The organism is Streptomyces sp. S465 (assembly GCF_026898115.1).
Taxonomy (GTDB): Bacteria; Actinomycetota; Actinomycetes; order Streptomycetales; family Streptomycetaceae; genus Streptomyces; species Streptomyces luomodiensis.
Map to the genome: position 1 here is coordinate 4,894,946 of NZ_CP114036.1, position 22,677 is coordinate 4,917,622.

General features: G+C 72.4%; 19 protein-coding genes. 15 read left to right on the plus strand and 4 right to left on the minus strand.

Features of this window, described 5'->3' with window-relative positions; genetic code table 11:
- Positions 1-56: 56 nt before the first annotated feature.
- The 9 genes from pdhA (N6H00_RS20665) (at position 57) to N6H00_RS20705 (ending at position 10,071) form a co-directional block, all read left to right on the plus strand.
- Positions 57-1,202: a pyruvate dehydrogenase (acetyl-transferring) E1 component subunit alpha gene (gene pdhA, locus N6H00_RS20665; RefSeq protein ID WP_268973282.1), complete on the plus strand. Its 1,146-nt coding sequence runs from the start codon at positions 57-59 to the stop codon at positions 1,200-1,202.
- Positions 1,199-2,251 carry an alpha-ketoacid dehydrogenase subunit beta gene (locus N6H00_RS20670; protein WP_268973283.1) on the plus strand — a complete coding sequence of 351 codons (1,053 nt, stop codon included), beginning with the start codon at positions 1,199-1,201 and terminating at the stop codon, positions 2,249-2,251. The genes pdhA (N6H00_RS20665) and N6H00_RS20670 overlap by 4 nt, the downstream gene beginning before the upstream one ends.
- Positions 2,248-3,540, plus strand: a complete 1,293-nt coding sequence (locus N6H00_RS20675; protein WP_268973284.1) for a dihydrolipoamide acetyltransferase family protein — start codon at positions 2,248-2,250, stop codon at positions 3,538-3,540. The genes N6H00_RS20670 and N6H00_RS20675 overlap by 4 nt, the downstream gene beginning before the upstream one ends.
- Before the next feature lie 29 nt (positions 3,541-3,569).
- Positions 3,570-4,397, plus strand: coding sequence for an NTP transferase domain-containing protein (locus N6H00_RS20680; protein ID WP_268973285.1), 828 nt, complete (start codon positions 3,570-3,572; stop codon positions 4,395-4,397).
- Positions 4,398-4,744: 347 nt separating this feature from the next.
- Positions 4,745-6,388, plus strand: coding sequence for a molybdopterin molybdotransferase MoeA (locus N6H00_RS20685; protein WP_268977052.1), 1,644 nt, complete (start codon positions 4,745-4,747; stop codon positions 6,386-6,388).
- On the plus strand, positions 6,385-7,440 hold the full coding sequence (locus N6H00_RS20690; protein ID WP_268973286.1) for a potassium channel family protein: 1,056 nt from the start codon (positions 6,385-6,387) through the stop codon (positions 7,438-7,440). Before N6H00_RS20685 ends, N6H00_RS20690 begins: the two co-directional genes overlap by 4 nt.
- Positions 7,441-7,450: 10 nt before the next feature.
- Complete coding sequence (locus N6H00_RS20695; protein ID WP_268973287.1) at positions 7,451-8,428, plus strand: NAD(P)H-quinone oxidoreductase; 978 nt, start codon at positions 7,451-7,453, stop codon at positions 8,426-8,428.
- Between the two features lie 505 nt (positions 8,429-8,933).
- Positions 8,934-9,437, plus strand: a complete 504-nt coding sequence (locus N6H00_RS20700) for a hypothetical protein (RefSeq protein ID WP_268973288.1) — start codon at positions 8,934-8,936, stop codon at positions 9,435-9,437.
- Positions 9,438-9,501: 64 nt separating this feature from the next.
- The gene (locus tag N6H00_RS20705) at positions 9,502-10,071 is read left to right on the plus strand and encodes a bacterial proteasome activator family protein (RefSeq protein WP_268973289.1); all 570 of its coding nucleotides are present in this window, start codon (positions 9,502-9,504) and stop codon (positions 10,069-10,071) included.
- Between the two features lie 117 nt (positions 10,072-10,188).
- Here the strand turns inward: N6H00_RS20705 and N6H00_RS20710 are convergent, their stop codons facing one another.
- The gene (locus N6H00_RS20710; RefSeq protein ID WP_268973290.1) at positions 10,189-11,835 is read right to left on the minus strand and encodes a protein kinase domain-containing protein; all 1,647 of its coding nucleotides are present in this window, start codon (positions 11,833-11,835) and stop codon (positions 10,189-10,191) included.
- 311 nt (positions 11,836-12,146) lie between these two features.
- Here N6H00_RS20710 and N6H00_RS20715 point away from each other — a divergent pair, with 311 nt between their 5' ends.
- The gene (locus N6H00_RS20715; RefSeq protein WP_268973291.1) at positions 12,147-13,733 is read left to right on the plus strand and encodes a protein kinase domain-containing protein; all 1,587 of its coding nucleotides are present in this window, start codon (positions 12,147-12,149) and stop codon (positions 13,731-13,733) included.
- A gap of 92 nt (positions 13,734-13,825) precedes the next feature.
- On the opposite strand, the gene N6H00_RS20720 is transcribed toward N6H00_RS20715, so the two are convergent.
- The gene (locus tag N6H00_RS20720) at positions 13,826-14,863 is read right to left on the minus strand and encodes a phosphotransferase (protein ID WP_268973292.1); all 1,038 of its coding nucleotides are present in this window, start codon (positions 14,861-14,863) and stop codon (positions 13,826-13,828) included.
- Between the two features lie 197 nt (positions 14,864-15,060).
- Positions 15,061-15,732 (minus strand): response regulator, encoded by a 672-nt coding sequence (locus N6H00_RS20725; RefSeq protein WP_268973293.1) that lies wholly within the window; start codon positions 15,730-15,732, stop codon positions 15,061-15,063.
- Positions 15,733-16,054: 322 nt separating this feature from the next.
- Between N6H00_RS20725 and pdhA (N6H00_RS20730) the strand changes: the two genes are divergently transcribed.
- The 5 genes from pdhA (N6H00_RS20730) (at position 16,055) to N6H00_RS20750 (ending at position 21,727) form a co-directional block, all read left to right on the plus strand.
- Positions 16,055-17,224, plus strand: coding sequence for a pyruvate dehydrogenase (acetyl-transferring) E1 component subunit alpha (gene pdhA, locus N6H00_RS20730; protein ID WP_268973294.1), 1,170 nt, complete (start codon positions 16,055-16,057; stop codon positions 17,222-17,224).
- 1 nt (position 17,225) lies between these two features.
- Positions 17,226-18,206: an alpha-ketoacid dehydrogenase subunit beta gene (locus N6H00_RS20735; protein WP_268973295.1), complete on the plus strand. Its 981-nt coding sequence runs from the start codon at positions 17,226-17,228 to the stop codon at positions 18,204-18,206.
- A 22-nt stretch (positions 18,207-18,228) separates the two neighbouring features.
- A complete protein-coding gene (locus tag N6H00_RS20740; RefSeq protein WP_268973296.1) occupies positions 18,229-19,653 on the plus strand; it encodes a dihydrolipoamide acetyltransferase family protein in 1,425 nt (474 codons plus the stop codon).
- A gap of 122 nt (positions 19,654-19,775) precedes the next feature.
- Positions 19,776-20,435 carry a GntR family transcriptional regulator gene (locus N6H00_RS20745; RefSeq protein WP_268973297.1) on the plus strand — a complete coding sequence of 220 codons (660 nt, stop codon included), beginning with the start codon at positions 19,776-19,778 and terminating at the stop codon, positions 20,433-20,435.
- On the plus strand, positions 20,432-21,727 hold the full coding sequence (locus N6H00_RS20750; protein WP_268973299.1) for an MFS transporter: 1,296 nt from the start codon (positions 20,432-20,434) through the stop codon (positions 21,725-21,727). The genes N6H00_RS20745 and N6H00_RS20750 overlap by 4 nt, the downstream gene beginning before the upstream one ends.
- A gap of 47 nt (positions 21,728-21,774) precedes the next feature.
- Here N6H00_RS20750 and N6H00_RS20755 read toward each other — a convergent pair whose 3' ends face one another.
- Positions 21,775-22,599 carry a maleylpyruvate isomerase family mycothiol-dependent enzyme gene (locus N6H00_RS20755; protein ID WP_268973301.1) on the minus strand — a complete coding sequence of 275 codons (825 nt, stop codon included), beginning with the start codon at positions 22,597-22,599 and terminating at the stop codon, positions 21,775-21,777.
- Positions 22,600-22,677 lie beyond the last annotated feature (78 nt).

Below are 22,677 nucleotides of genomic sequence, written 5' to 3' on the forward strand. Positions count from 1 at the left end.
TTGCCGCACGGCACGCCCCGCCCTCCCGCCGTACGCCACGCCCAGGAGGTCGCGACATGACGGTCCTTGAGCAGCCCGGTGCCTACCGGCCCACTCCCCCGCCCGGCTGGCAGCCCCGCGTCGACGCAGCGCCGCTGCTGCCCGACACCGAGCCGTACCGCGTGCTGGGCACCGCCGCTGCCGCCGACGTCTCTCCCGATCTGCTGACCCGGCTCCACCGGGAGCTGGTGCGCGGCCGCCGCTACAACGCCCAGGCCACCGCCCTCACCCGGCAGGGCCGGCTGGCCGTCTATCCCTCCTCCACCGGCCAGGAAGCCTGCCAGGTGGCGGCCGGGCTGGTGCTGGAGGACCGCGACTGGCTCTTCCCCAGCTACCGCGACACCCTGGCCGCCGTGGTCCGCGGTCTCGACCCCGTCGACGCCCTGACCCTGCTGCGCGGCGACTGGCACTCCGGCTACGACCCGCACGCACACCGCGTCGCCCCGCTGTGCACCCCGCTGGCCACCCAGCTGCCGCACGCCGTGGGCCTGGCCCACGCCGCCCGCCTCAAGGGCGACGACGTCGTGGCGCTCGCCCTGGTCGGCGACGGCGGCACCAGCGAGGGCGACTTCCACGAGGCCCTCAACTTCGCGGCCGTCTGGCACGCCCCGGTCGTCTTCCTCGTCCAGAACAACGGCTTCGCCATCTCCGTCCCGCTCGCCAAGCAGACCGCCGCGCCCTCCCTCGCCCACAAGGCGGTCGGATACGGCATGCCCGGCCGCCTCGTCGACGGCAATGACGCGGCCGCCGTCCACCAGGTCCTGGCCGAGGCGGTGCACCGGGCCCGCGGCGGAGGCGGGCCCACCCTGGTCGAGGCGGTCACCTACCGCATCGACGCCCACACCAACGCCGACGACGCCACCCGCTACCGCCCCGACTCCGAGGTCGAGGCATGGCGCGCCCACGACCCGATAACGCTCCTGGAGGACGCCCTGCGGGACCGCTCGCTGCTCGACGACGAGGGCGTCCGGACCGCGCGGGAGTCCGCGGAGCGGTTCGCGGCCGATCTGCGGACGCGGATGCACCAGGACCCGGTCCTGGACCCCATGGAGCTCTTCGAGCACGTCTACGCCGTCCGGACCGGCCAGCTGCGCGAGCAGGCGGCCCAGCTGCGCGCGGAGCTGGACGCCGAGGCCGGCGAAGCAGGGAAGGGAGAGCGATGACCACCGCCGTCGGGGCCGACACCGCCCGTAAGCCCGCCACCATGGCCCAGGCCCTCGGCCGCGCGCTGCGCGACGCCATGGCCGCCGATCCGTCCGTCCACGTCCTCGGCGAGGACGTCGGCACCCTCGGCGGCGTCTTCCGGATCACCGACGGGCTGGCCGAGGAGTTCGGCGAGGACCGCTGCACGGATACGCCGCTCGCCGAGGCCGGCATCCTCGGCACCGCCGTCGGCATGGCCATGTACGGGCTGCGGCCGGTGGTCGAGATGCAGTTCGACGCCTTCGCGTACCCGTCCTTCGAGCAGCTCGTCAGCCATGTCGCGCGGATGCGCAACCGCACCCGGGGCGCCATGCCGATGCCGATCACCGTGCGGGTGCCCTACGGGGGCGGTATCGGCGGCGTCGAGCACCACAGCGACTCCTCCGAGATCTACTACATGGCCACCCCCGGCCTCCATGTCGTCGCCCCCGCGACCGTCGCCGACGCCTACGGGCTGCTGCGCGCCGCCATCGCCTCCGACGACCCCGTGATCTTCCTCGAGCCCAAGCGGCTGTACTGGTCCAAGGCCGACTGGTCGGCCGACGCCCCCGAGCGGGTGCCGCCGATCGGGCGCGCGGTGGTGCGCGGGCCCGGCACCGGCGGCCGCCGGGCCGCCACCTTGATCTCCTACGGCCCCTCCGTGCCGGTGTGCCTCGAAGCCGCCGAGGCGGCCCGGGACGAGGGCTGGGACCTCGAGGTCGTCGATCTGCGCTCGCTCGTCCCCTTCGACGACGAGACGGTCTGCGCCTCCGTACGGCGGACCGGGCGCGCCGTGGTGGTCCATGAGGCGGCCGGATTCGGCGGGCCCGGCGGGGAGATCGCCGCCCGGGTCACCGAGCGCTGCTTCCACCACCTGGAGGCGCCCGTGCTGCGCGTCGCCGGATTCGACATTCCCTACCCGCCGCCCATGCTGGAGCGGCACCATCTACCTGGTGTGGACCGGGTGTTGGACGCCGTCGCCCGGCTGCAGTGGGAGTCGGAGTGGACAGAGGGGAGCGCGGCCCGATGACTGTCGTACGGGAGTTCACCCTGCCCGATCTGGGCGAGGGGCTGACCGGCGCGGAGATCGTGCGCTGGCTGGTCCAGGTCGGTGATGTGGTCGCGGTCGACCAGCCGGTGGTGGAGGTCGAGACGGCCAAGGCGATGGTCGACGTGCCCTGTCCCTACGGCGGTGTGGTGACGGCCCGGTACGGCGATGAGGGCGCGGAGGTGCCGGTGGGGGCGCCACTGATCACGGTCGCCGTCCCGGAGGGCTCGGACGAGGCCGCGGGCCCGCCCGCCTCCGGTGGACCGGTCGCCGAGAGCGCGGCCGGATCGGGCAATGTGCTGGTCGGCTACGGCACCACCGCTCCCGCCGCGCGGCGCCGTCGCGTCCAGCGCTCCCCCGCCCCGCCGCGCGAGACGACGGCGGTGCGGAACGACGCGGAGCCCATTCCGGTGATCTCGCCCCTGGTGCGCCGGCTGGCCCGGGAGCACGGCGTCGATCTGCGGCGGCTCAAGGGCTCCGGGCCCGAGGGGCTGATCCTCCGGGCCGATGTCGAGCGGGCTCTCCGGGCCGATGTCGAGCCGGCGGTCGCGACGACGGCCCCCGCCCCCGTGACCGGTCCGGCGGAGGAGCGGATTCCGCTGCGCGGGGTGCGCGGCGCCGTGGCCGACAAACTCGCCCGCAGCCGGCGCGAGATCCCCGATGCCACCTGCTGGGTGGACGCCGACGCCACCGAACTCCTCGCCGCCCGCGCGGCGATGAACGCCGCGGGCGGCCCCAAGGTCTCCCTGCTCGCCCTCCTGGCCCGTATCTGCACGGCCGCCCTGGCACGCTTCCCCGAGCTCAACGCCACGGTGGACATGGACAGCCGGGACATCATCCGGCTCCCCGGCATCCATCTCGGCTTCGCGGCGCAGACGGACCGGGGCCTGGTGGTCCCGGTGGTGCGCGACGCCCAGGCCCGCACCGTCGAAGGACTGTCCGAGGAGATCGCCCGGCTCACCGAGGCCGCACGGACCGGCACGCTCGCCCCCGCGCAGCTGACCGGCGGCACCTTCACCCTCAACAACTACGGCGTCTTCGGGGTCGACGGCTCGACACCGATCATCAACCACCCCGAGGCGGCGATGCTCGGGGTCGGGCGGATCGCCGCGAAGCCGTGGGTCCACCAGGGCGAGCTGGCGGTGCGGCACGTGGTGCAGCTGTCGTTCACCTTCGACCACCGGGTGTGCGACGGGGGCACCGCCGGCGGGTTCCTGCGTTACGTGGCCGATTGCGTGGAGCAGCCCATGGTGTTGCTGCGGCGGCTGTAGCGCAGGCGCGGCGGCGCCATACTCATGGGGTGACTCCAGGTGCGTATGACGCAGTGATCCTGGCCGGGGGCGCCGCACGGCGGCTCGGTGGGGTGGACAAACCCGCGCTGCGGGTGGGCGGTCGGGCCCTGCTCGACCGGGTGCTGGACGCCTGCCGCGGCGCCGGGCGGACCGTCGTCGTCGGGCCGCGCAGGCCCACGGTACGGCCCGTGCGGTGGGCCCGGGAGCAGCCGCCCGGCGGCGGCCCGGTCGCGGCCGTCGACGCGGGCATCCGGCAGACCACCGCTCCGGTGGTCCTCGTGCTCTCCGCCGATCTGCCCTTCCTCACCCCCGAGACCGTGGAGGCCCTCCTCACCGGCATCGAGGACGCCGAGGGGGCCGTGCTCATCGACTCCGACGGCCGCGAACAGCCCCTCGTCGCCGCCTACCGCGCCGAGCCGCTGCGCCGCGAGATCGCCCTTCTCGCCACCGAACACGGCGGCCTCGGCGGGCTGCCCCTCCGCCTCCTCGTCTCCGAGCTGGCTCTGGCCCGCCTCCAGCACCCCACAGCGTCGTTCGACTGCGACACCTGGGAGGACATCACCACAGCTCGAGCGCGCATCAGGGAGCATGGAAACGTGTTGGACGAATGGATTGCCGCAGTCAAGGCCGAGCTCGGGATCGACCTGGATGTCGACACCGCCGCCCTGCTCGACCTGGCCCGCGACGCCGCACACGGCGTCGCCCGGCCCGCCGCCCCCCTGACCACCTTCCTCGTCGGCTACGCCGCGGCCCAGAAGGGCGGCGGCCCCGAAGCACTGGCCGCCGCGACCGAGAAGGCCGCGGCGCTCGCCGTGCGTTGGGCCGAGGAGCGGTGACACCTCGCCGCCCCCGGGACGGGGACCCGCTCGACCGCGAGCTCGACGAGGCGCTGGCACTGGCCAATGAATCGGTGCCCGCACCGGAGCGACCGGCGTCACCCGACGAGGAGGACTGGGCCGACGCCGCCCTGGACCTGGCCAACGGCCACGGCCACGGCCACGGTCACGGCCACGGCCGCACGCGCGGACCCGCCCGGGAGAGCGGCCGCGACGACGACTCCACCGGACCGGACTGGGTCGATACCGCGCTGGACCTGGCCCATGGCCGGACCGGGAAACAGCGGGAGAGCCGCGCTCCGACAGAAGGGGACGGGGGCGCAGGGGCGGCGGCCCCGGACGCCGACATGTGTGTATGGCGCCAACTCCTGGGCAACTCGACGTCAGAGGGCACCGGCGCCAGACATACGCGGTCCAGGGCCCCCGCCCCGCAGGCCCCGGCCCCGCGCCCGAAGCGCACCCCCGGCGCACCCACCTCCCCTCCGCGTCCGCCCTCTCACCAGCCCATGAACGAACCGCACCGCAGCTCCACCTCCTGGCCCGACGCCCGCGCCATCGCCGCCCGCGCGGCCGTCAAGGAGGCCGCCCACACGGCCCCGGTGATGCGGCCGCTGCCCGAGGCGCTCGGGCAGGTCCTGGCCGCGCCGCTGGCCGCACTCACCGACCTGCCCCCCTTCGACACCTCCGCGATGGACGGCTGGGCGCTCGCGGGTCCCGGCCCCTGGCGGCTGCCGACCGGCGGAACCGGTGACACCGAGGAGGACGACCGGGCTCACGGCATCCTCGCCGGACACGACGAGGCGGCCCCCCTGCCCGACGGCCATGCCGTCCGCATCGCCACCGGCGCCCGCGTCCCGCCCGGCGTCACCGCCGTGCTGCGCAGCGAGTACGGCACCGATGCGGGCGACGGCTGGCTCCACGCGTCCCCCGCCCACCCCGTCGTCCTCGGCCAGGACATCCGCACCCGCGGCCAGGAGTGCCGCAGCGGCGATCAGCTGCTCCCGGCCGGGACCCTGATCACCCCCGCCGTACTGGGCCTGGCGGCCGCGGCCGGGTACGACGAGCTGCCGACGGTGCGCAGACCGCGCGTCGAGGTGCTGGTCCTCGGCGACGAGCTGCTCACCGAGGGGCTGCCGCACGACGGCCGGATCCGGGACGCGCTGGGGCCGATGGTCGGGCCGTGGCTGCGGGCGCTCGGCGCCGAGGTGTCCGGCACCCGGCGGCTGACCGACGAGGCGGACGCGGTGTACGCGGCGGTGGCCGGGTCGTCCGCCGACGTCGTCGTGACGACCGGAGGCACGGCCGCGGGCCCCCTGGACCATGTCCACCCCACCCTGCGCCGCCTGAGCGCCGAGCTGCTGGTGGACGGGGTGGCGGTGCGCCCCGGCCATCCGATGCTGCTGGCGCGCCTCCCCGCGAGAAACCCTGAGAGTCCCGGCACCCCCGAAAGCGCCGAAGACCCAGGAAGTCCGGGAAGCCCGGGAAGTTCAGGAAGCCCAGGAAGTCCTGAGCGTCGCCCGGCCCGGCATCTCGTGGGGCTCCCCGGCAATCCGCTCGCCGCGGTGTCCGGTCTGCTGACCCTTGCCGAGCCGCTGCTGCGGACGCTGACGGGCCGCCCGGCCCCCGCCCCCGGGCCGGCCCCGCTGGCCGAGACCGTGCAGGGGCATCCGCGGGACACCCGGCTGGTGCCCGTGGCCTTCCGGCAGGACATGGCGGTGCCGCTGCGCTTCAACGGCCCGGCGATGCTGCGCGGAATCGCGGTGGCCGACGGCCTCGCCGTGATCCCGCCCGGCGGGGCGAAGCGGGGCACCGAGATCGAGGTGCTGGACCTCCCGTGGTCGGCGAACGCGACCGACCAAGCGGCAGACCGGGCGACACACAGAGCGACGGACCGAGCGACACACAGAGCGACGGACCGAATGACAGGCCATCAAGCCAAGGACGCCGGAGACGGCGACGAGGAGATATCCCCCGAGGAGGGTCCGGCGTGAAGCTGCCCAGCCATGACGCGGCCGCCCGCACCCCCGGGGACGGCGGCCACCGCGTCCATCTGCCGCACTTCCCCGCGGGCCCGCTGCGCCAGGTGGTCCGTCGGCTGCTGCTGGCGCTGCTGGTGATGGTGGTGACGGTGGCCATCGTGTACGTCGACCGCGCCGGCTACCACGACAACTCCGACGACGAGGTCGACTTCCTCGACGCCGTCTATTACTCGACCGTCACGCTGTCGACGACCGGCTACGGCGACATCGTGCCGTACAGCGACAGCGCGCGGCTTTGTAACATCCTGCTGGTCACACCGTTGCGCGTGCTGTTTCTGATCATCCTGGTCGGCACCACCCTGGAAGTCCTGGCCGAACGCACCCGCGAGCAGTACCGCTTGAACCGCTGGAGGTCAGCGTTGCGTGATCACACCGTCGTCGTCGGCTTCGGCACAAAGGGGCGGTCCGCGGTGCAGACCCTCTGTGCGACGGGGCTGCCCAAGAACCGCGTGGTCGTGGTCGACCCCAACCACAAGGTGATCGAGGCGGCGAACGCGGAGGGGTTCGCCGGGGTGGTGGGTGACGCGACCCGCAGCGATGTGCTGTTGCGGGCGGAGGCGCAGCGCGCCCGCCAGTTCGTGATCGCCACTCAGCGCGATGACACCGCCGTGCTGGTCACGCTGACGGCCCGACAGCTCAACCGGGGCGCCAACATCGTGGCGGCGGTGCGCGAGGAGGAGAACGCGCCGCTGCTGCGCCAGTCCGGGGCCGACGCGGTGATCACCAGCGCCAGCGCGGCGGGGCGGCTGCTGGGCATGAGCGTGCAGAGCCCGACGGCCGGGGCGGTGATCGAGGATCTGATCCAGCAGGGCACGGGGCTGGACCTGGTGGAGCGCACGGTGGTGAAGGCGGAGGTGGGCAAATCGGTGCGGGATACGGACGACCTCGTGGTGTCCGTGCTGCGCGGCCATCGCCTGCTCGCGTACGACGACCCCGACGCCAGTCCGCTGCGGGCGGCCGATCGGCTGATCACGATCGTTCGCGCGCCGATGGTCCAGGAGTAGCCTCGCGGCCATGCATGCGATCACGATTCCCGAACCCGGTGGCCCCGAAGCCCTGGTATGGGCCGAGGTCCCCGATCCCGTGCCCGGCGAGGGGGAGGTCCTGGTCGACGTCGCCGCCGGTGGCGTCAACCGCGCGGATGTGCTGCAACGTCAGGGCTTCTACCCGCCGCCGGCCGGCGCCCCGCCCTACCCCGGTCTGGAGTGCTCGGGCCGGATCTCGGCGCTGGGCCCCGGCGTCACCGGCTGGGCGGTGGGCGACGAGGTGTGCGCCCTGCTCGCGGGCGGCGGGTACGCCGAGAAGGTGGCGGTCCCGGCGGGGCAACTGCTGCCCGTCCCCGAGGGCGTGGACCTGGTCACGGCCGCCGCGCTGCCCGAAGTGACCGCGACCGTATGGTCCAACGTCTTCATGATCTCCCACCTCCGGCCGGGTGAGACGCTGTTGGTGCACGGCGGGTCGAGCGGTATCGGCACCATGGCGATCCAGCTCGCGAAGGCGGTCGGGGCGCGGGTCGCGGTGACCGCGGGCGGTCCGAAGAAGCTGGCGTCCTGCCGGGAGCTGGGGGCCGACATCCTCATCGACTACCGCGAGCAGGACTTCGTCGAGGAGATTCGCCAGGCCACCGATGGTGCGGGAGCGGACGTCATCCTGGACATCGTGGGCGCGAAGTACCTCGCCAAGAACGTGGAGACGCTCGCCGTCAACGGCCGGTTGGCGATCATCGGGATGCAGGGCGGCGCGAAGGCCGAGCTGAACCTGGGCACCCTGCTGTCCAAGAGCGCCGCCGTGACGGCCACCGGGCTGCGAGCCCGCTCGCTGGCACAGAAGGCGGCGATCATCGCGGCGGTCCGGGAACACGTCTGGCCGCTGATCGGCAGCGGCCGGGTCCGCCCGATCGTCTACCGCACCACCCCGATGCGGGAGGCCCCGGAGGCCCACCGGCTGATGGAGTCCAGCGAGCATGTGGGGAAGATCCTGCTGACGACGTGAGCGAGTCCGGTGGATCCGGTGTGGCCGGATATCGATCGGGCGTCGCCCCGGTGCGAGTCCGGTGGGCCCGGTGTGGCCGAGCCCGGTGCGAGGCCGGTGGGTCCAGCGGGCGGCCGGGTACCGTCAGGCGTCGCCAAGGTGCGGTCCGCAGGGGCGGACGGTGGGCTCGGTCGCTGGTCCGGGCGGCCGCCCGGTGCCGGTCCCGGTGTATCCGGGCGCGTTCGGGTGTGGCCCTGTGCCGGTCCGGGCGCGTTCGGGTGTGGCTGGGTGTGGCCTTGGCCACCCGATGGGGCCCGGCCCAGGCCGGTGGTCCGGCGGGGCGGGTTATGCCCCGGCGCCCAGCCGTCGCAGCCCGGCGCGGTCCCCGTGACCCCAGCGGGTCCGGTGCGTACGGAACCGTACGATTCCGTACGGTTCCGTGCGGATGCGTTAAAGATGCCCGAGCCATACCCTCATGTGACGCTGATCCCGTTACGCAATGGTTCGGCACGGGAGGGTGACCACCGTGAACCCTGCGACGCTTCGCACGCTCCCCGCGGCGGCCCTGCTGGCGGGTACCGCGCTGACCGCCGCCCCCGCTGCCCTCGCCGCCGCTCCCCGCGGCGACGACACCGGCAGCGGGCTGGCGGGCACTCGTGCGGGTGAGGGCCGTGCGCACCCCGGCCGCACCGGGACGCCCGCCACCTCGCCGTCGGACGACGGCCCCTCGACCGGGGCGCCGGACGGGGACCAGGGGGACGAGGGGAGAGACGAGGAGGGGGAGGACGAGAGCGCCGGGCGGTTTTCGCTGGTGCCCGAGTGGACGCCGTCCTCCGTGCCCGTCCCGGAGCGGCCGGACCGGCACCAGGCGCGCGAGTCGCTCCCGTCCGGGCAGCCTTACGGTGGCCGGCGGACCGCCTCCGAGCCCAGTGGACGGGCGATGCGGGTGCTGCCGCTGGGCACCGGTCTGGCGCTCACCGGTCTCGGCCTCGGCCTGGCGTTCTTCGGTCTGCGGCTGCGCCGCCGCTGACATCGGCGCCGGATTCCCCGACCCTCGCCCTCCGCGCCGGGTGCCGGTGCGGAACAATAGGGGTATGAACCAGCCGATGAACGAACGAGCGCAGGAGAGCCCGCACGTCCTGGTCGTCGGTCCGGACGGCATGGCACTCGGCGGCGTCGCTCCTGCTTCTGGCGAGGACAGTGGTGACGACGAGTCGCGCGAGGTTCCCGTGACGGACATGGTCGAACAGCCGGCGAAGGTCATGCGGATCGGCAGCATGATCAAGCAGCTGCTGGAGGAGGTCCGCGCCGCGCCTCTCGACGAGGCCAGCCGGGTCCGGCTCAAGGAGATCCACTCCAGCTCGGTGAAGGAGCTGGAGGACGGGCTGGCACCCGAGCTGATCGGGGAGCTGGAGCGGCTGTCGCTGCCCTTCACGGACGACGCGGTGCCCACCGAGGCGGAACTGCGCATCGCCCAGGCCCAGTTGGTCGGCTGGCTGGAGGGGCTGTTCCACGGTATCCAGACCACCCTGTTCGCCCAGCAGATGGCGGCGCGCGCTCAGCTGGAGCAGATGCGCCGGGCGCTGCCGCCGGGGCTCGGCGGGGGCGAGGAGGACGAGGTGGCGCCCAAGCAGGGCGGCGCCCGCTCGGGCCCGTATCTCTGAGCCGCTCACCAGGCCCTTGATGCGTGGGCCGCACGACGAAACGACGCCGCGGGCCTCATCCGGAGATGAGGCCCGCGGCGTCGGTGTGCCGGGCGCGGCCGGGCCGGGGAGCCGTGCCTACCCGGGGTTGCCGGTGGAGACGGTCAGCTCGATGGTGTCCGTCTTGGGGTTGTACGGCTCGTAGTTCCGGTACGTGTAATTGAGGACCGTGCCCTTGCCCCACAGATTCTCGTCCTGGGGCACCACGCGGTATTTCCAGCCGGCCGCGCGGATGCACTTCTTCACCGAGTCGATGTAGAGGTTCTGGAAGTCGGGCACCGTGTACGTGCCCTTCTCGTCGTCGTCCTCGTATGCGTCGGTGCACTTCTCCGGGTCGATCGTCTTCGTCTTGTCGCCCATGCGGAAGCCCGCGGAGGTCGCGGAGGCCGACGGGGACGTCGATGTGTCGCCGCCCTTGCTCTCGTCCTCGGAACCGCCGCCGCCGTTGAGCGCGACCACCAGGATCACGGCGATGACCGCGACCGCCGCGACGACGGCCGAACCTATGATCACGCGCTTGTTGCCGTTGCCGCCACCGCTGCCGGACGGCGTCGAGGCGGGCGAGATGTTGTACGGCGGCGGGGTGCTGGGGCCGCCCGGGTACGCCGGCGTCGGGGCCTGGTAGCCCTGCTGCCCCATCGGCTGGCCGGTGGACGGGGGCGGGGTGGACGGGCCGAAGGCGCCGTACTGCCCGGCGGAGGGCTGCGGCTGGTACGGCGTCTGGACGCTGCCGGGGCCCGGGGCGGGCGTCTGCTGGTCGATCGGCGGGAAGACCGCCGAGCCGACACCGGCGCCGCTGCGGGCCGGCGGACCGCCGCTGATGATGATCGGCGAGGCACCGGTCTGACCGGTACGGGTGACCCGGACGCATTCGTCGCGCATGGCCTCGGCGTTCGGGAAGCGCTCGTTCGGGTTCTTCTTCAGGGCGCGGGCGACCAGCGCGTCCACTGCCGGGGGTATGGACTGGTTGATCGTGGAGGGCGCGACCGGCTCCTCCTGTACGTGCGCGTACGCGATGGCCAGCGGCGAGTCCGCGTCGAAGGGCAGCCGGCCGGTCAGCAGCTCGAAGAGCATGATGCCGACCGAGTACAGATCGCTGCGGGCGTCGACGCCGCGGCCCAGCGCCTGCTCGGGGGAGAGGTACTGCGGGGTGCCGACCACCATGCCGGTCTGGGTCATGGAGGTGACCCCGGACTGCATGGCGCGGGCGATGCCGAAGTCCATGACTTTGACCACATCGCGCTTGGTCATCATCACGTTGCCCGGCTTGATGTCGCGGTGGACCAGCCCCATCTCATGGCTGATCTCCAGCGCCGCCAGCACATCGCCGGTGATCTTCAGTGCCTTTTCGGTCGGCATCGCACCGTATTGCCGGACATCGGTGTCCAGAACCGAACGCAGCGGATGCCCCTCGATGTACTCCATGACGATGTACGGCATCAGCGAGCCGCCGATGTCGTCCTCGCCGGTGTCGAAGACCGAAACGATGTTGGGGTGCGTGAGTTTCGCAACAGCCTGGGCCTCGCGGCGGAAACGCTCGCGGAAGGACTGCTCCCGCCCCAGCTCGGTGTGCAGCGTCTTGATCGCGACCTGGCGGGCCAGCACGGTGTCGTAGGCCAGGTGCACGGAGGCCATGCCGCCCTCGCCCAGCAGGTCACGCAGCTGATAGCGGCCGTTCGCCAGAGAGTGGCCTTGGTACCGCCCTGATGCGCCGTGCTGGCTCATGTCGTACTTCCCCCTCGGCGCACCCACTACTCCGACGCGCACGTTTCGACGCATTGATCTTGACGTTCTGGATATCGTGGCCAAGTCTGCCCCAGGCCACGGACACGTCAAGCCACGTGCCCGTTCCGTGACCGGATGCGTAAGAACCCGTCACGCGATTTGCATCGCTTCAGCGTCAACAGGTTTGATGACCGGTCCATCACCAACCGACGCGCGGCGCGAAGGCTGTAGCGTGCCTAGCGGGAACCGTACCGCCCGTGGGCGGGGCGATCTCTACCAGACCCCCACCGAGAACGAGACGGCGAGGACCGATGGCACAGACCCAGAGCGCCCAGGGGCCCTCCGAACCTGACGCCAGCGGGTCCGGAATGCCGGACACACCCGAGGCGTGGGGCAACGCGGGACTTGTCGGCGATGGCCGATACCGACTGACCAGCCGCCTCGGCCGCGGCGGTATGGCGGAGGTGTTCGCCGCCGAGGACCTGCGGCTCGGCCGGACGGTCGCGGTGAAGCTGCTCCGCGCCGACCTGGCCGAGGACCCCGTGTCCAAGGCCCGCTTCACCCGCGAGGCACAGTCCGTGGCCGGGCTGAACCACCACGCGGTGGTGGCGGTCTACGACTCCGGCGAGGACACCGTCGGCAAGAACACCGTGCCGTACATCGTCATGGAGCTGGTCGAGGGCCGGACCATCCGCGATCTGCTGCTCAACGCCGAGGCCCCGCCGCCGGACCAGGCGCTGATCATCGTCTCCGGGGTGCTGGAGGCGCTCGCCTACAGCCACCAGCACGGCATCGTGCACCGGGACATCAAGCCCGCCAACGTGATCATCACCAACAGCGGCGCGGTCAAGGTGATGGACTTCGGCATCGCCCGCGCCCTGCACGGCGCGCAGTCCACCATGACCCAGACCGGCATGGTCATGGGCACACCGCAGTACCTCTCGCCGGAGCAGGCCCTCGGCAAGGCCGTGGACCACCGCTCCGACCTGTACGCCACCGGATGTCTGCTCTACGAGCTGCTGGCGCTTCGCCCGCCGTTCACCGGGGAGACCCCGCTGTCGGTGGTCTACCAGCACGTCCAGGACACCCCGGTGCCGCCGTCGGAGATCTCCGGCACCGTGCCGCCGGAGCTGGACGGCCTGGTCATGCGCTCCCTCGCCAAGGACCCGGACGACCGGTTCCAGAGCGCCGAGGAGATGCGCGGACTGGTCCAGTACGCGCTCCAGATGCTCCACGAGGCGGGCGGCCACACCGGCGTCTGGAACACCGGCCCGGTCACCCAGCACCTGGGCGCCGCGACCCCCGCCATGGGCATGCACGGCGTCGGGGCCACCACCGCGCTCCCGCATCCGGGCCACGGCGACACCACCCAGCAGCCGGTCCTCACCGGCCCCGGCGGCGGTGACGGCGGCTACCACGGCGGTTCCGGGCGCCGTAAGGGCCGCAGCAGGGTGTGGCTGATCGCGGTGCTCGCGGTGATCGCCGTCGCGGCCGGGGTCGCCTTCGCGCTGAACGCCGGCCAGAAGGACGACGGGAACCAGCCGAGCAAGCACCAGACCTCGGTCACCCAGGACAAGAACACCGACGAGCCGAGCGATACGCCGAGCGACGACACGGGCGACGACACGGTCCCGGCCGACGAGGCCACCTCCGGTGGCACGGGCAGCGACTACCTCCCGAGCCAGGACCCGACGCCGACGTACTCCGACGGCGACCCCACCGACGAGCCCACGGACCAGCCGACGGATCCGGGCAACGACGACCAGCCGAGCGACGAGCAGACCACCCCCGGCGGCGGCGAGCAGACCACTGAGCCCACGAACGACCCGCCCTCGACGGGCGGCGGCCAGCCCACCGATCCGACGGGCGACACGGGCGACGTCGACGGCACACCCTGAGGACGGGGCGGGGGCGCCGGGAGCCTTCCTCAGAGGTCCTCGGCGCCCCCGCCAGCTCCCTCGGCGGCCCCGTCAGCCCCCTTGGTGCCCGCTCAGCCGCAGAAGGCGTCGCGGACCGCGTCGTACTCCCGGGTCCACCACACCACCAGCGCGGCGGCCGCCGGGAACTGCGGGTCGGCGCGCCCGTCCCCGCGCTGGTAGCGCCAGCGCAGCATCCAGAAGTCGTTGAGCCGTTCCCACCACACCCGGTGCACGGCCGCGGCCATCTCGGCGCCCCCGGCCCCCGCCGTGCGGCGGTACGCCCGTGCGTAGGACCGCACCTTGGTGAGCTCCAGGGTGCCGCCGGGCCGTACGAAGAAGATCGCGGCGGCCCGGACCGCCTCCTCGGCGCGCGGCTGCACCCCGAGCCGGTCCCAGTCGACGATGGCGGCCGGTTCCGTATCGCGGTAGAGCAGGTTCAGCGGATGGAAGTCGCCGTGCACCCAGCCGGTGACCGGGACGGCGTGTGCCTCCGGGCGGCGGTGCGCGTGCCGCTCCAGCAGCGCCCGCCGCTCGACCAGTCGGTGCTCGGCGAGCTCGTCGAAGGAGTCGCGCGCCCGGCGCCTCCGGACCAGCGTGAGCAGCTCGTCGATGACGGCGAAGGTGTCCACCGGGTCGGCCGCCTCCCCGGGCGGCTGCCGGTCGCCCGTACGGGCCCGCATGACCCGCTCCAGACAGGTGTGGACCAGCCCGAGCAGCCCGCCCAGCCGCCAGCACTGCGGGGCGGTCAGCTCACCGCCGTCGCGGTGCCGCCCGTCGACCCAGGGGTGTAAGGCGTAGCAGCGGCCGCCGATGACCACGACCGTACGGCCGTCGGCATCGGGGACCGGCGGGGCGACGGGCACCCCGAGCGCGCCCAGCCGCTGGGTGACCCGGTGCTGGCGGGCGATGGCGGTGCGGTCGCCGTCGAGGTGGTGTTTGAGGAAGAACCGGCCGCGGGTGGTGGCGAGGTGGTAGCCGCGGTTGAGCAGCCCCTGGGTGAGCGGTTCGCAGGAGACCGCCTCACCGGCGCTGTCGTAGCGGCGGAGCAGGGTGCTCAGGGTTTCCCCGTCGGGAGCGTCCTCGGCGGAGCGTACATGTGAGCGCGGCACCTGCCAGATGTTAGATCACCGGACATCACCGCCACGGCGCACACAAAGGGGACGACGCGCCTGCCGAACGCACCCGGTTGACCGAGACGGCACCACCCCGCCCCGGCCCGCACCGCCCCCGCCGGGCTCAGCGCGTCTGTCTCCGTGCCGCCCCCCGGGGCCCGCGCCGCCGCCCCGTTCGTCCGCCCCCGTCAGGGTCATCGCCTCTGGGTCTGTTTGGCCTGCATTCGGGCGACGTACGCCGCCGCCTGGGAGCGGCGTTCCATGCCGAGCTTGGAGAGCAGGCTGGAGACGTAGTTCTTGATCGTCTTCTCGGCCAGGTGCAGCCGTTCGCCGATCGCCCGGTTGGTGAGCCCCTCGCCGATCAGCAGCAGGATTCGGCGTTCCTGCTCGGTGAGGGAGGCGAGCCGGTCGTCCGCCGGTTTGACGGCCGCCTGGCCGCGCAGCCGCTCCAGTACGCGGGCGGTGGCCACCGGATCGAGCAGGGACCGGCCCGCGGCCACGTCCCGGACGGCGGCGAGCAGTTCGCCGCCGCGGATGTCCTTCAGGACATAGCCCGAGGCGCCCGCGATGATGGCGTCGAAGAGCGCCTCGTCGTCGGCGAAGGAGGTGAGCATCATGCAGCGGATGGACTCGTCGCGGGCGCGGATCTCACGGCAGACCTCGACCCCGCTGCGATCGGGCAGCCGGATGTCCAGGACGGCGACGTCGGGGCGGACGGCCGGGATCCGTGCCAGCGCGTCGGCCGCGGTGCCCGCCTCGCCGACCACCTCCATGTCCGGCTCGCTCGCGAGCAGGTCGCGCACGCCGCGTCGTACGACTTCATGGTCGTCGACCAGGAAAATCCTTATTTTTCCTTCTTCGCGCACGGCTCCAGTCTCACACACGAAGTCTTCCCGTGCCGTTGTCCAGCGGGATACCGTGCGCTTGTCCGGCGGCCTGCGGGGCTGTGACCAGTGGATGTTTCCCCGGCCACGCGATTTACTTGGAAATCCAAGCAAAATTGCAGGTCAGGTGGGGTTTCGCAGACACGCGACGCACTGGGTAACGTGCCTTGTGCAGGGCCAGCCGCCGGGTACCTGTCACGCCCGGTCATGCCTCGGCGCACCCACCCCGTGCGCCGTCGCCGAGCGGGCGAGCCGCAACTGGCCGCCGGCGGATCCCGGGGGCCGGACAGACGGAGGAGCACACGTGACCGTGGAGAGCACTGCCGCGCGCAAGCCGCGCCGCAGCGGAGCCAAGCGCAGCACCACCGCGCGGAACGCCAAGAAGCAGCAGCCTGCGGGCCAGACCGAACTCGTCCAGCTGCTGACCCCCGAGGGCGAACGGGTCGAGCACCCGGAGTACTCCATCGACCCGACCCCCGAGGAGCTGCGCGGTCTGTACCGGGACATGGTGCTGACGCGGCGGTTCGACGCCGAGGCGACCACCCTCCAGCGCCAGGGCGAACTGGGCCTGTGGGCGTCGCTGCTCGGCCAGGAGGCGGCGCAGATCGGCTCCGGCCGGGCGCTGAACGACGCCGACTACGTCTTCCCCACCTACCGCGAGCACGGTGTGGCCTGGTGCCGGGGCGTGGACCCGACCAATCTGCTGGGGATGTTCCGCGGGGTGAACCACGGCGGCTGGGACCCCAACAGCAACAACTTCCACCTGTACACCATCGTCATCGGTTCCCAGGCGCTGCACGCGACCGGTTACGCGATGGGCGTGGCCAAGGACGGCGGGGACTCCGCGGTGCTGGCCTACTTCGGGGACGGCGCCTCCAGCCAGGGCGATGTCGCCGAATCGTTCACCTTCTCCGCGGTCTACAACGCCCCGGTCGTCTTCTTCTGCCAGAACAACCAGTGGGCCATCTCCGAGCCCACCGAGAAGCAGACCCGGGTCCCGCTCTACCAGCGCGCCCAGGGCTTCGGCTTCCCCGGGGTGCGGGTGGACGGCAACGACGTGCTCGCCTGCCTGGCCGTCACCAAGGCCGCGCTGGAGCGTGCGCGCACCGGGCAGGGCCCGATGCTCATCGAGGCGTTCACCTACCGCATGGGCGCGCACACCACCTCCGACGACCCGACGCGCTACCGCTCCCCGGAGGAGCGGGAACTGTGGGAGACCAAGGACCCGATCCTGCGGCTGCGCACCCTGCTGACCCGCGAGGGCCTGGTCGACGACGCGTACTTCGCCGACCTCGAGCGGGAGAGCGACGCGCTGGCCAAGCGGGTACGGGACGCCGTACGGGCCATGCCCGACCCCGATGACATGGCGCTGTTCGAGCACGTCTACGCCGACGGGCACGCGCTCGTCGACGAGGAGCGGGCGCAGTTCGCCGAGTACCAGGCTTCGTTCGTCACCGCTGAGGAAGGCATCTGACATGGCCGCCGAGAAGATGTCGCTCTCCAAGGCGATCAACGCGTCGCTGCGCACGGCGCTCGAGGCCGACCCCAAGGTTCTGATCATGGGCGAGGACGTCGGCAAGCTCGGGGGCGTCTTCCGGGTCACCGACGGGCTGCAGAAGGACTTCGGCGAGGACCGGGTCATCGACACCCCGCTCGCCGAGTCCGGCATCGTGGGCACCGCGATCGGGCTCGCGCTGCGCGGCTACCGCCCGGTGGTGGAGATCCAGTTCGACGGTTTCGTCTTCCCCGCCTACGACCAGATCGTCACCCAGCTCGCCAAGATGCACGCGCGGTCGCTCGGCAAGGTCAAGCTGCCGGTCGTGGTCCGCATTCCGTACGGCGGCGGCATCGGCGCGGTGGAGCACCACAGCGAGTCGCCGGAGGCGCTGTTCGCGCATGTGGCGGGGTTGAAGGTGGTCTCGCCCGCCAATGCCTCCGACGCCTACTGGATGCTCCAGCAGGCCATCGGCAGCGACGACCCGGTCATCTACTTCGAGCCCAAGCGCCGCTACCACGACAAGTCCGAGGTCGACACCTCCGCGATCCCCGGTCCGCTGCACTCCGCCCGGGTGGTGCGGCCGGGAACGGACCTGACCCTGGCGGCCTACGGCCCGATGGTCAAGGTCTGTACGGACGCCGCCGCGGCGGCCGCCGAGGAGGGCACGTCGCTGGAGGTCGTGGACCTGCGCTCGGTCTCGCCGCTGGACTTCGACACGATCCAGGGGTCCGTGGAGCGGACGGGCCGGCTGGTCGTCGTCCACGAGGCACCGGTGTTCCTGGGCACCGGGGCGGAGATCGCCGCACGCATCACCGAGAGGTGCTTCTATCACCTCCAGGCCCCGGTGCTGCGGGTCGGCGGCTACCACTCGCCGTACCCGCCGTCACGGCTCGAGGACGAGTACCTTCCGGGGCTGGACCGGGTGCTCGACGCCGTAGACCGTGCGTTGGCGTACTGAAGGGCTTGAGGAGATCGTGACGATGACCGCAGTCGAACAGCGCTTCCGTGAGTTCAAGATGCCCGACGTGGGCGAGGGGCTGACCGAGGCCGAAATCCTCAAGTGGTTCGTGGCGCCGGGCGACACGGTGACCGACGGCCAGGTGGTGTGCGAGGTCGAGACCGCCAAGGCCGCCGTCGAGCTGCCCATCCCGTTCGACGGAGTGGTGCACGAGCTGCGCTTCGACGAGGGCACCACCGTGGACGTGGGCACGCCGATCATCTCGGTGGACACCGACCCCGGTGCGGGGGACGCGGCGCCGCAGGCGGCTCCCGCCGCCGAGGAGTCCGCCGCCGAGAAGTCCGCTGCTGAGAAGCCCGCCGCCGAGAAGGAGGGCCGCCAGGCCAATCTGGTCGGCTACGGGGCGGCGCCCGCCTCCACCAAGCGCCGTCCGCGCAAGCCGCTGCCGGGCCGGCAGCGGCCCGAGGTGGCGAAGCCCGCCCCGGCCCCGGCCGAGGTGGCACCGGCCGCCCCCGCGCCCGCCCGCCCCGAGGCCGCGCCCGAGCTGAACGGCAGCGCCCGGACCACCCGGCCGCTGGCCAAGCCGCCGGTCCGCAAGCTCGCCAAGGACCTGGGCATCGACCTGGAGACGGTCACCCCGAGCGGGCCGGACGGGATCATCACCCGCGAGGACGTCCACGCGGCCGCCGAGGCCGTCCGGGCGGTCCGGGAGGCGCCCGTGGCGGCCCCGTCCGCGGCCGCCGAGGGCCGGGAGCGGCGGGTGCCCGTGAAGGGCGTACGGAAGGCCACCGCGCAGGCGGTGGTCAACAGCGCCTTCACCGCCCCGCACGTGACCGAGTTCGTGACGGTCGACGTCACCCGCACCATGAAGCTCGTCGCCGACCTCAAGCAGGACCCGGAGATGGCCGGGCTGCGGGTCAGCCCGCTGCTGCTGGTCGCCAAGGCCTTGCTGGTGGCCATCAGGCGCAACCCGGACATCAACGCCACCTGGGACGAGGACAACCAGGAGATCGTCTACAAGGACTACGTCAATCTGGGCATCGCGGCGGCCACACCGCGCGGGCTGATCGTCCCCAACATCAAGGACGCGCACGCCAAGACCCTGCCCGAACTGGCGTCCGCCCTGGGCGAGCTGGTCACCACCGCCCGTGAGGGCAAGACCAGCCCGGCCGCGATGTCCGGCGGCACGGTCACCATCACCAACGTGGGCGTCTTCGGTGTCGACACCGGCACCCCGATCCTCAACCCCGGCGAGTCCGCGATCCTCGCCTTCGGTGCCGTCAAGCTCCAGCCGTGGGTCCACAAGGGCGAGGTCAAGCCGCGCCAGGTGACCACCCTCGCGCTCTCCTTCGACCACCGGCTGGTCGACGGTGAGCTGGGTTCCAAGGTGCTCGCGGACGTCGCGGCGATCCTGGAACGCCCCAAGCGCCTGCTCACCTGGGCCTAGTCGCGCCAGCCCCGATCACCTGGCCCTGATCACATCCGGGCCGTCCTCCGTCCCTCGTCCCCCGTCCGTATCGCGGACGGGGGACGAGTGCGCATGCATCTTGTATCTATGATGTGCTCATCATGAGTCCCGCTGATACGGCCACCAAGCCGCCGCCCGCCGCCGAACGCGTCTACCACCACGTCAAACAAGCCGTCCTCGACCGCCGCTACGAGGGCGGCACACTTCTGAGCGAAGGCGAACTCGCGGATGCCGTCGGGGTCTCCCGTACGCCCGTCCGGGAGGCCCTGCTGCGCCTGGAGGCCGAGGGGCTGCTCAAGCTCTATCCGAAGAAGGGCGCCCTGGTCCTGCCCGTCTCCGCGCAGGAGATCGCGGACGTGGTCGAGACCCGGCTGCTGGTGGAGCAGCACGCGGTCGCCAAGGTCGTACCGGCCGGGGAGAAGCTGCTGGGGCGGCTCGAAGAACTGCTGGAGGAGCAGAAGGGGCACGCCGCGGCCGGGGATCTGGCCGCGTTCGCGGTCGCCGACCGCTGCTTCCACGCGGCGATCGTCCGGGCGGCCGGCAACGGCATCCTGGCGCAGCTCTACGACCAGTTGCGGGACCGTCAGCTGCGGATGGGCGTGGCCACGATGAACGCCGAGCCCGACCGCATCGCCAAGAACATCACCGAGCACACCGAGATCCTCCAGGCCCTGCGCGCCGGGGACGCCGCTTTCGTGTCCGGGCTGGTGCAGCGTCACATCAGCTGGGTGAACAACCTCGCCCGGGGTGAGGTGCGATGACCTCGGCTCACCTGCCCGGGGACCCGCCCGGCGGCCGTCGTGCCGTCGCCGTATGGGGCCTGGGCGTCGCCGTCTATTTCGTCGCCATCACCTATCGCACCAGCCTCGGTGTCGCCGGTATCGACGCCGCCGAGCGCTTCCACATCAACGCCTCGGCGCTGTCGACCTTCTCCATCCTCCAGGTGCTGGTCTACGCCGGGATGCAGATACCGGTCGGGCTCATGGTCGACCGTCTCGGCACCCGTAAGGTGCTCATGCTCGGCGTGCTGCTCTTCACCGTGGGGCAGTCCGGCTTCGCGTTCTCCCACTCCTACGCCATGGCGCTGGCCTCCCGGGCGCTGCTCGGCTGCGGTGACGCCATGACCTTCATCAGCGTGCTGCGGCTCGGCTCGCGCTGGTTCCCGGCCCGCCGGGGCCCGCTCATCGCGCAGGTCGCCGCGCTCTTCGGCATGGCGGGCAACCTGGTCTCCACGCTGGTGATCGCCCGGACGCTGCACAGCGCCGGCTGGACCACGACCTTCGCGGGCAGCGCGGTCGGCGGTGTGGCCGTCTTCGTCCTGGTGCTGTTCTTCCTCAAGGACCACCCGGAGGGTTTCGAGCCCGGCCCCGGCCCCCGTATGGCGGGCGGTTTCGTCCGCCGGCAGATCGTGGCCACCTGGCGCGAGCCCGGCACCCGGCTGGGCATGTGGGTGCACTTCACCACCCAGTTCCCGGCGATGGTCTTCCTGCTGCTGTGGGGGATGCCGTTCCTGGTCGAGGCGGAGGGGCTGTCCCGCGCGACCGCGGGCCGGCTGCTGACCCTCGTGGTGCTGTCCAACATGGCGGTCGGCCTGATCTACGGGCAGGTCATCGCCCGGCACCACGCCGCCCGCGCCCCGCTGGCCCTCGGCACGGTCGGCGCCACCGCGCTGCTGTGGGGGGCCGTGCTGGCCTGGCCGTCCGACCACGCGCCGCTGTGGCTGCTGGTGGTCCTGTGCGTCGTGCTCGGTGCCTGCGGCCCCGCGTCGATGATCGGCTTCGACTTCGCCCGGCCGGCCAATCCGCCCGAGCGGAGCGGCACCGCCTCCGGGATCGTCAACATGGGCGGCTTCACGGCCACGATGACCACGCTGCTGGCCGTCGGCGTCCTGCTGGACCTGACCGGCGACGACTTCCGGATCGCGTTCGCCTCGGTGTTCGTGCTCCAGGCGCTCGGCGTCACCCAGATCCTGCGGCTGCGCGGCCGTGCGCACCGCCGGGAGCGCGAGCGCGTGGTCGCGAGCCGCGTCGAGGCGGTGCACGTACCGGCATGACCCGCCAACCGGTGTGACCCGCCAGGGGCCACGGCGCCCCCAGGGCGCTACGGCGTGACCGCGAAGTGCCCGAGGATCGTCTCGGCCAGCGGCAGATCGCCCTCGATCTTCAGCCGCTCCGAGACCGCCTCGGGCCGCACCCGCCCGCAGGCCAGCCGGACGTAGGTCTCCCAGTCCAGGGTGAGGGTGACCGTCGGCCCGAGCGAGACGCTGCCGTCGATGGTGCCCCTGCCGTGCGCGTCGACCCGGACCGTCCGCATGAACTCCAGCGGGCCGCTCACGTCGAAGACGACGGCGGAGTGGGGCGGCGCGCCCGCGTCCTTGGCGACCACCTTCGGCAGCGCCGCCAGCAGCAGGTCACGGGTGATGGAGGCACCGGGGGAGTCCAGATTGCCGGGCTTGTTCAGGGCCCGGCGCAGATCCTGTTCGTGCACCCAGATGTCGAAGGCCCGTCGCGTCAGGGCCTCCTCCAGGGTCAGCTCGGTGCCGCCGGGCCAGCGCACCATGGCGTCCGGGGCGCGCTTCTCGTTCCGCAGCTGACGGTTCCGCCGGATGACGGTGTACTCCAGTTCGGAGGTCATCTCGGGCGCGGTGTGGCAGCGCCGGACGTCGACCTGGACCTCCATGTACCGCGACAGCTCGCTGGTGACGTGGAACAGATCGCGCGGCAGGGAGTGGATGGGGCGGGGGTCGCCGAGCATCTCGCATTCGAGTCCGATCACATGCGAGACGACGTCCCGCACCGACCATCCCGGGCACTCGGTGGCGCGGTTCCACTCGCTCTCCGCGAGCGGATTGACCAACTCCGATATCGCGTCGATGGAGTGGGTCCAGGCGTCGATGGAGTTCTGAAGGCTGGGATGGACGGTCACGGGACCCCTCGGGCGGTTGGTACGCGGGCTGGGTGCTGGTGTGTGCGTTCAAGTTACGCTGCCCACGAGCGCACGGGC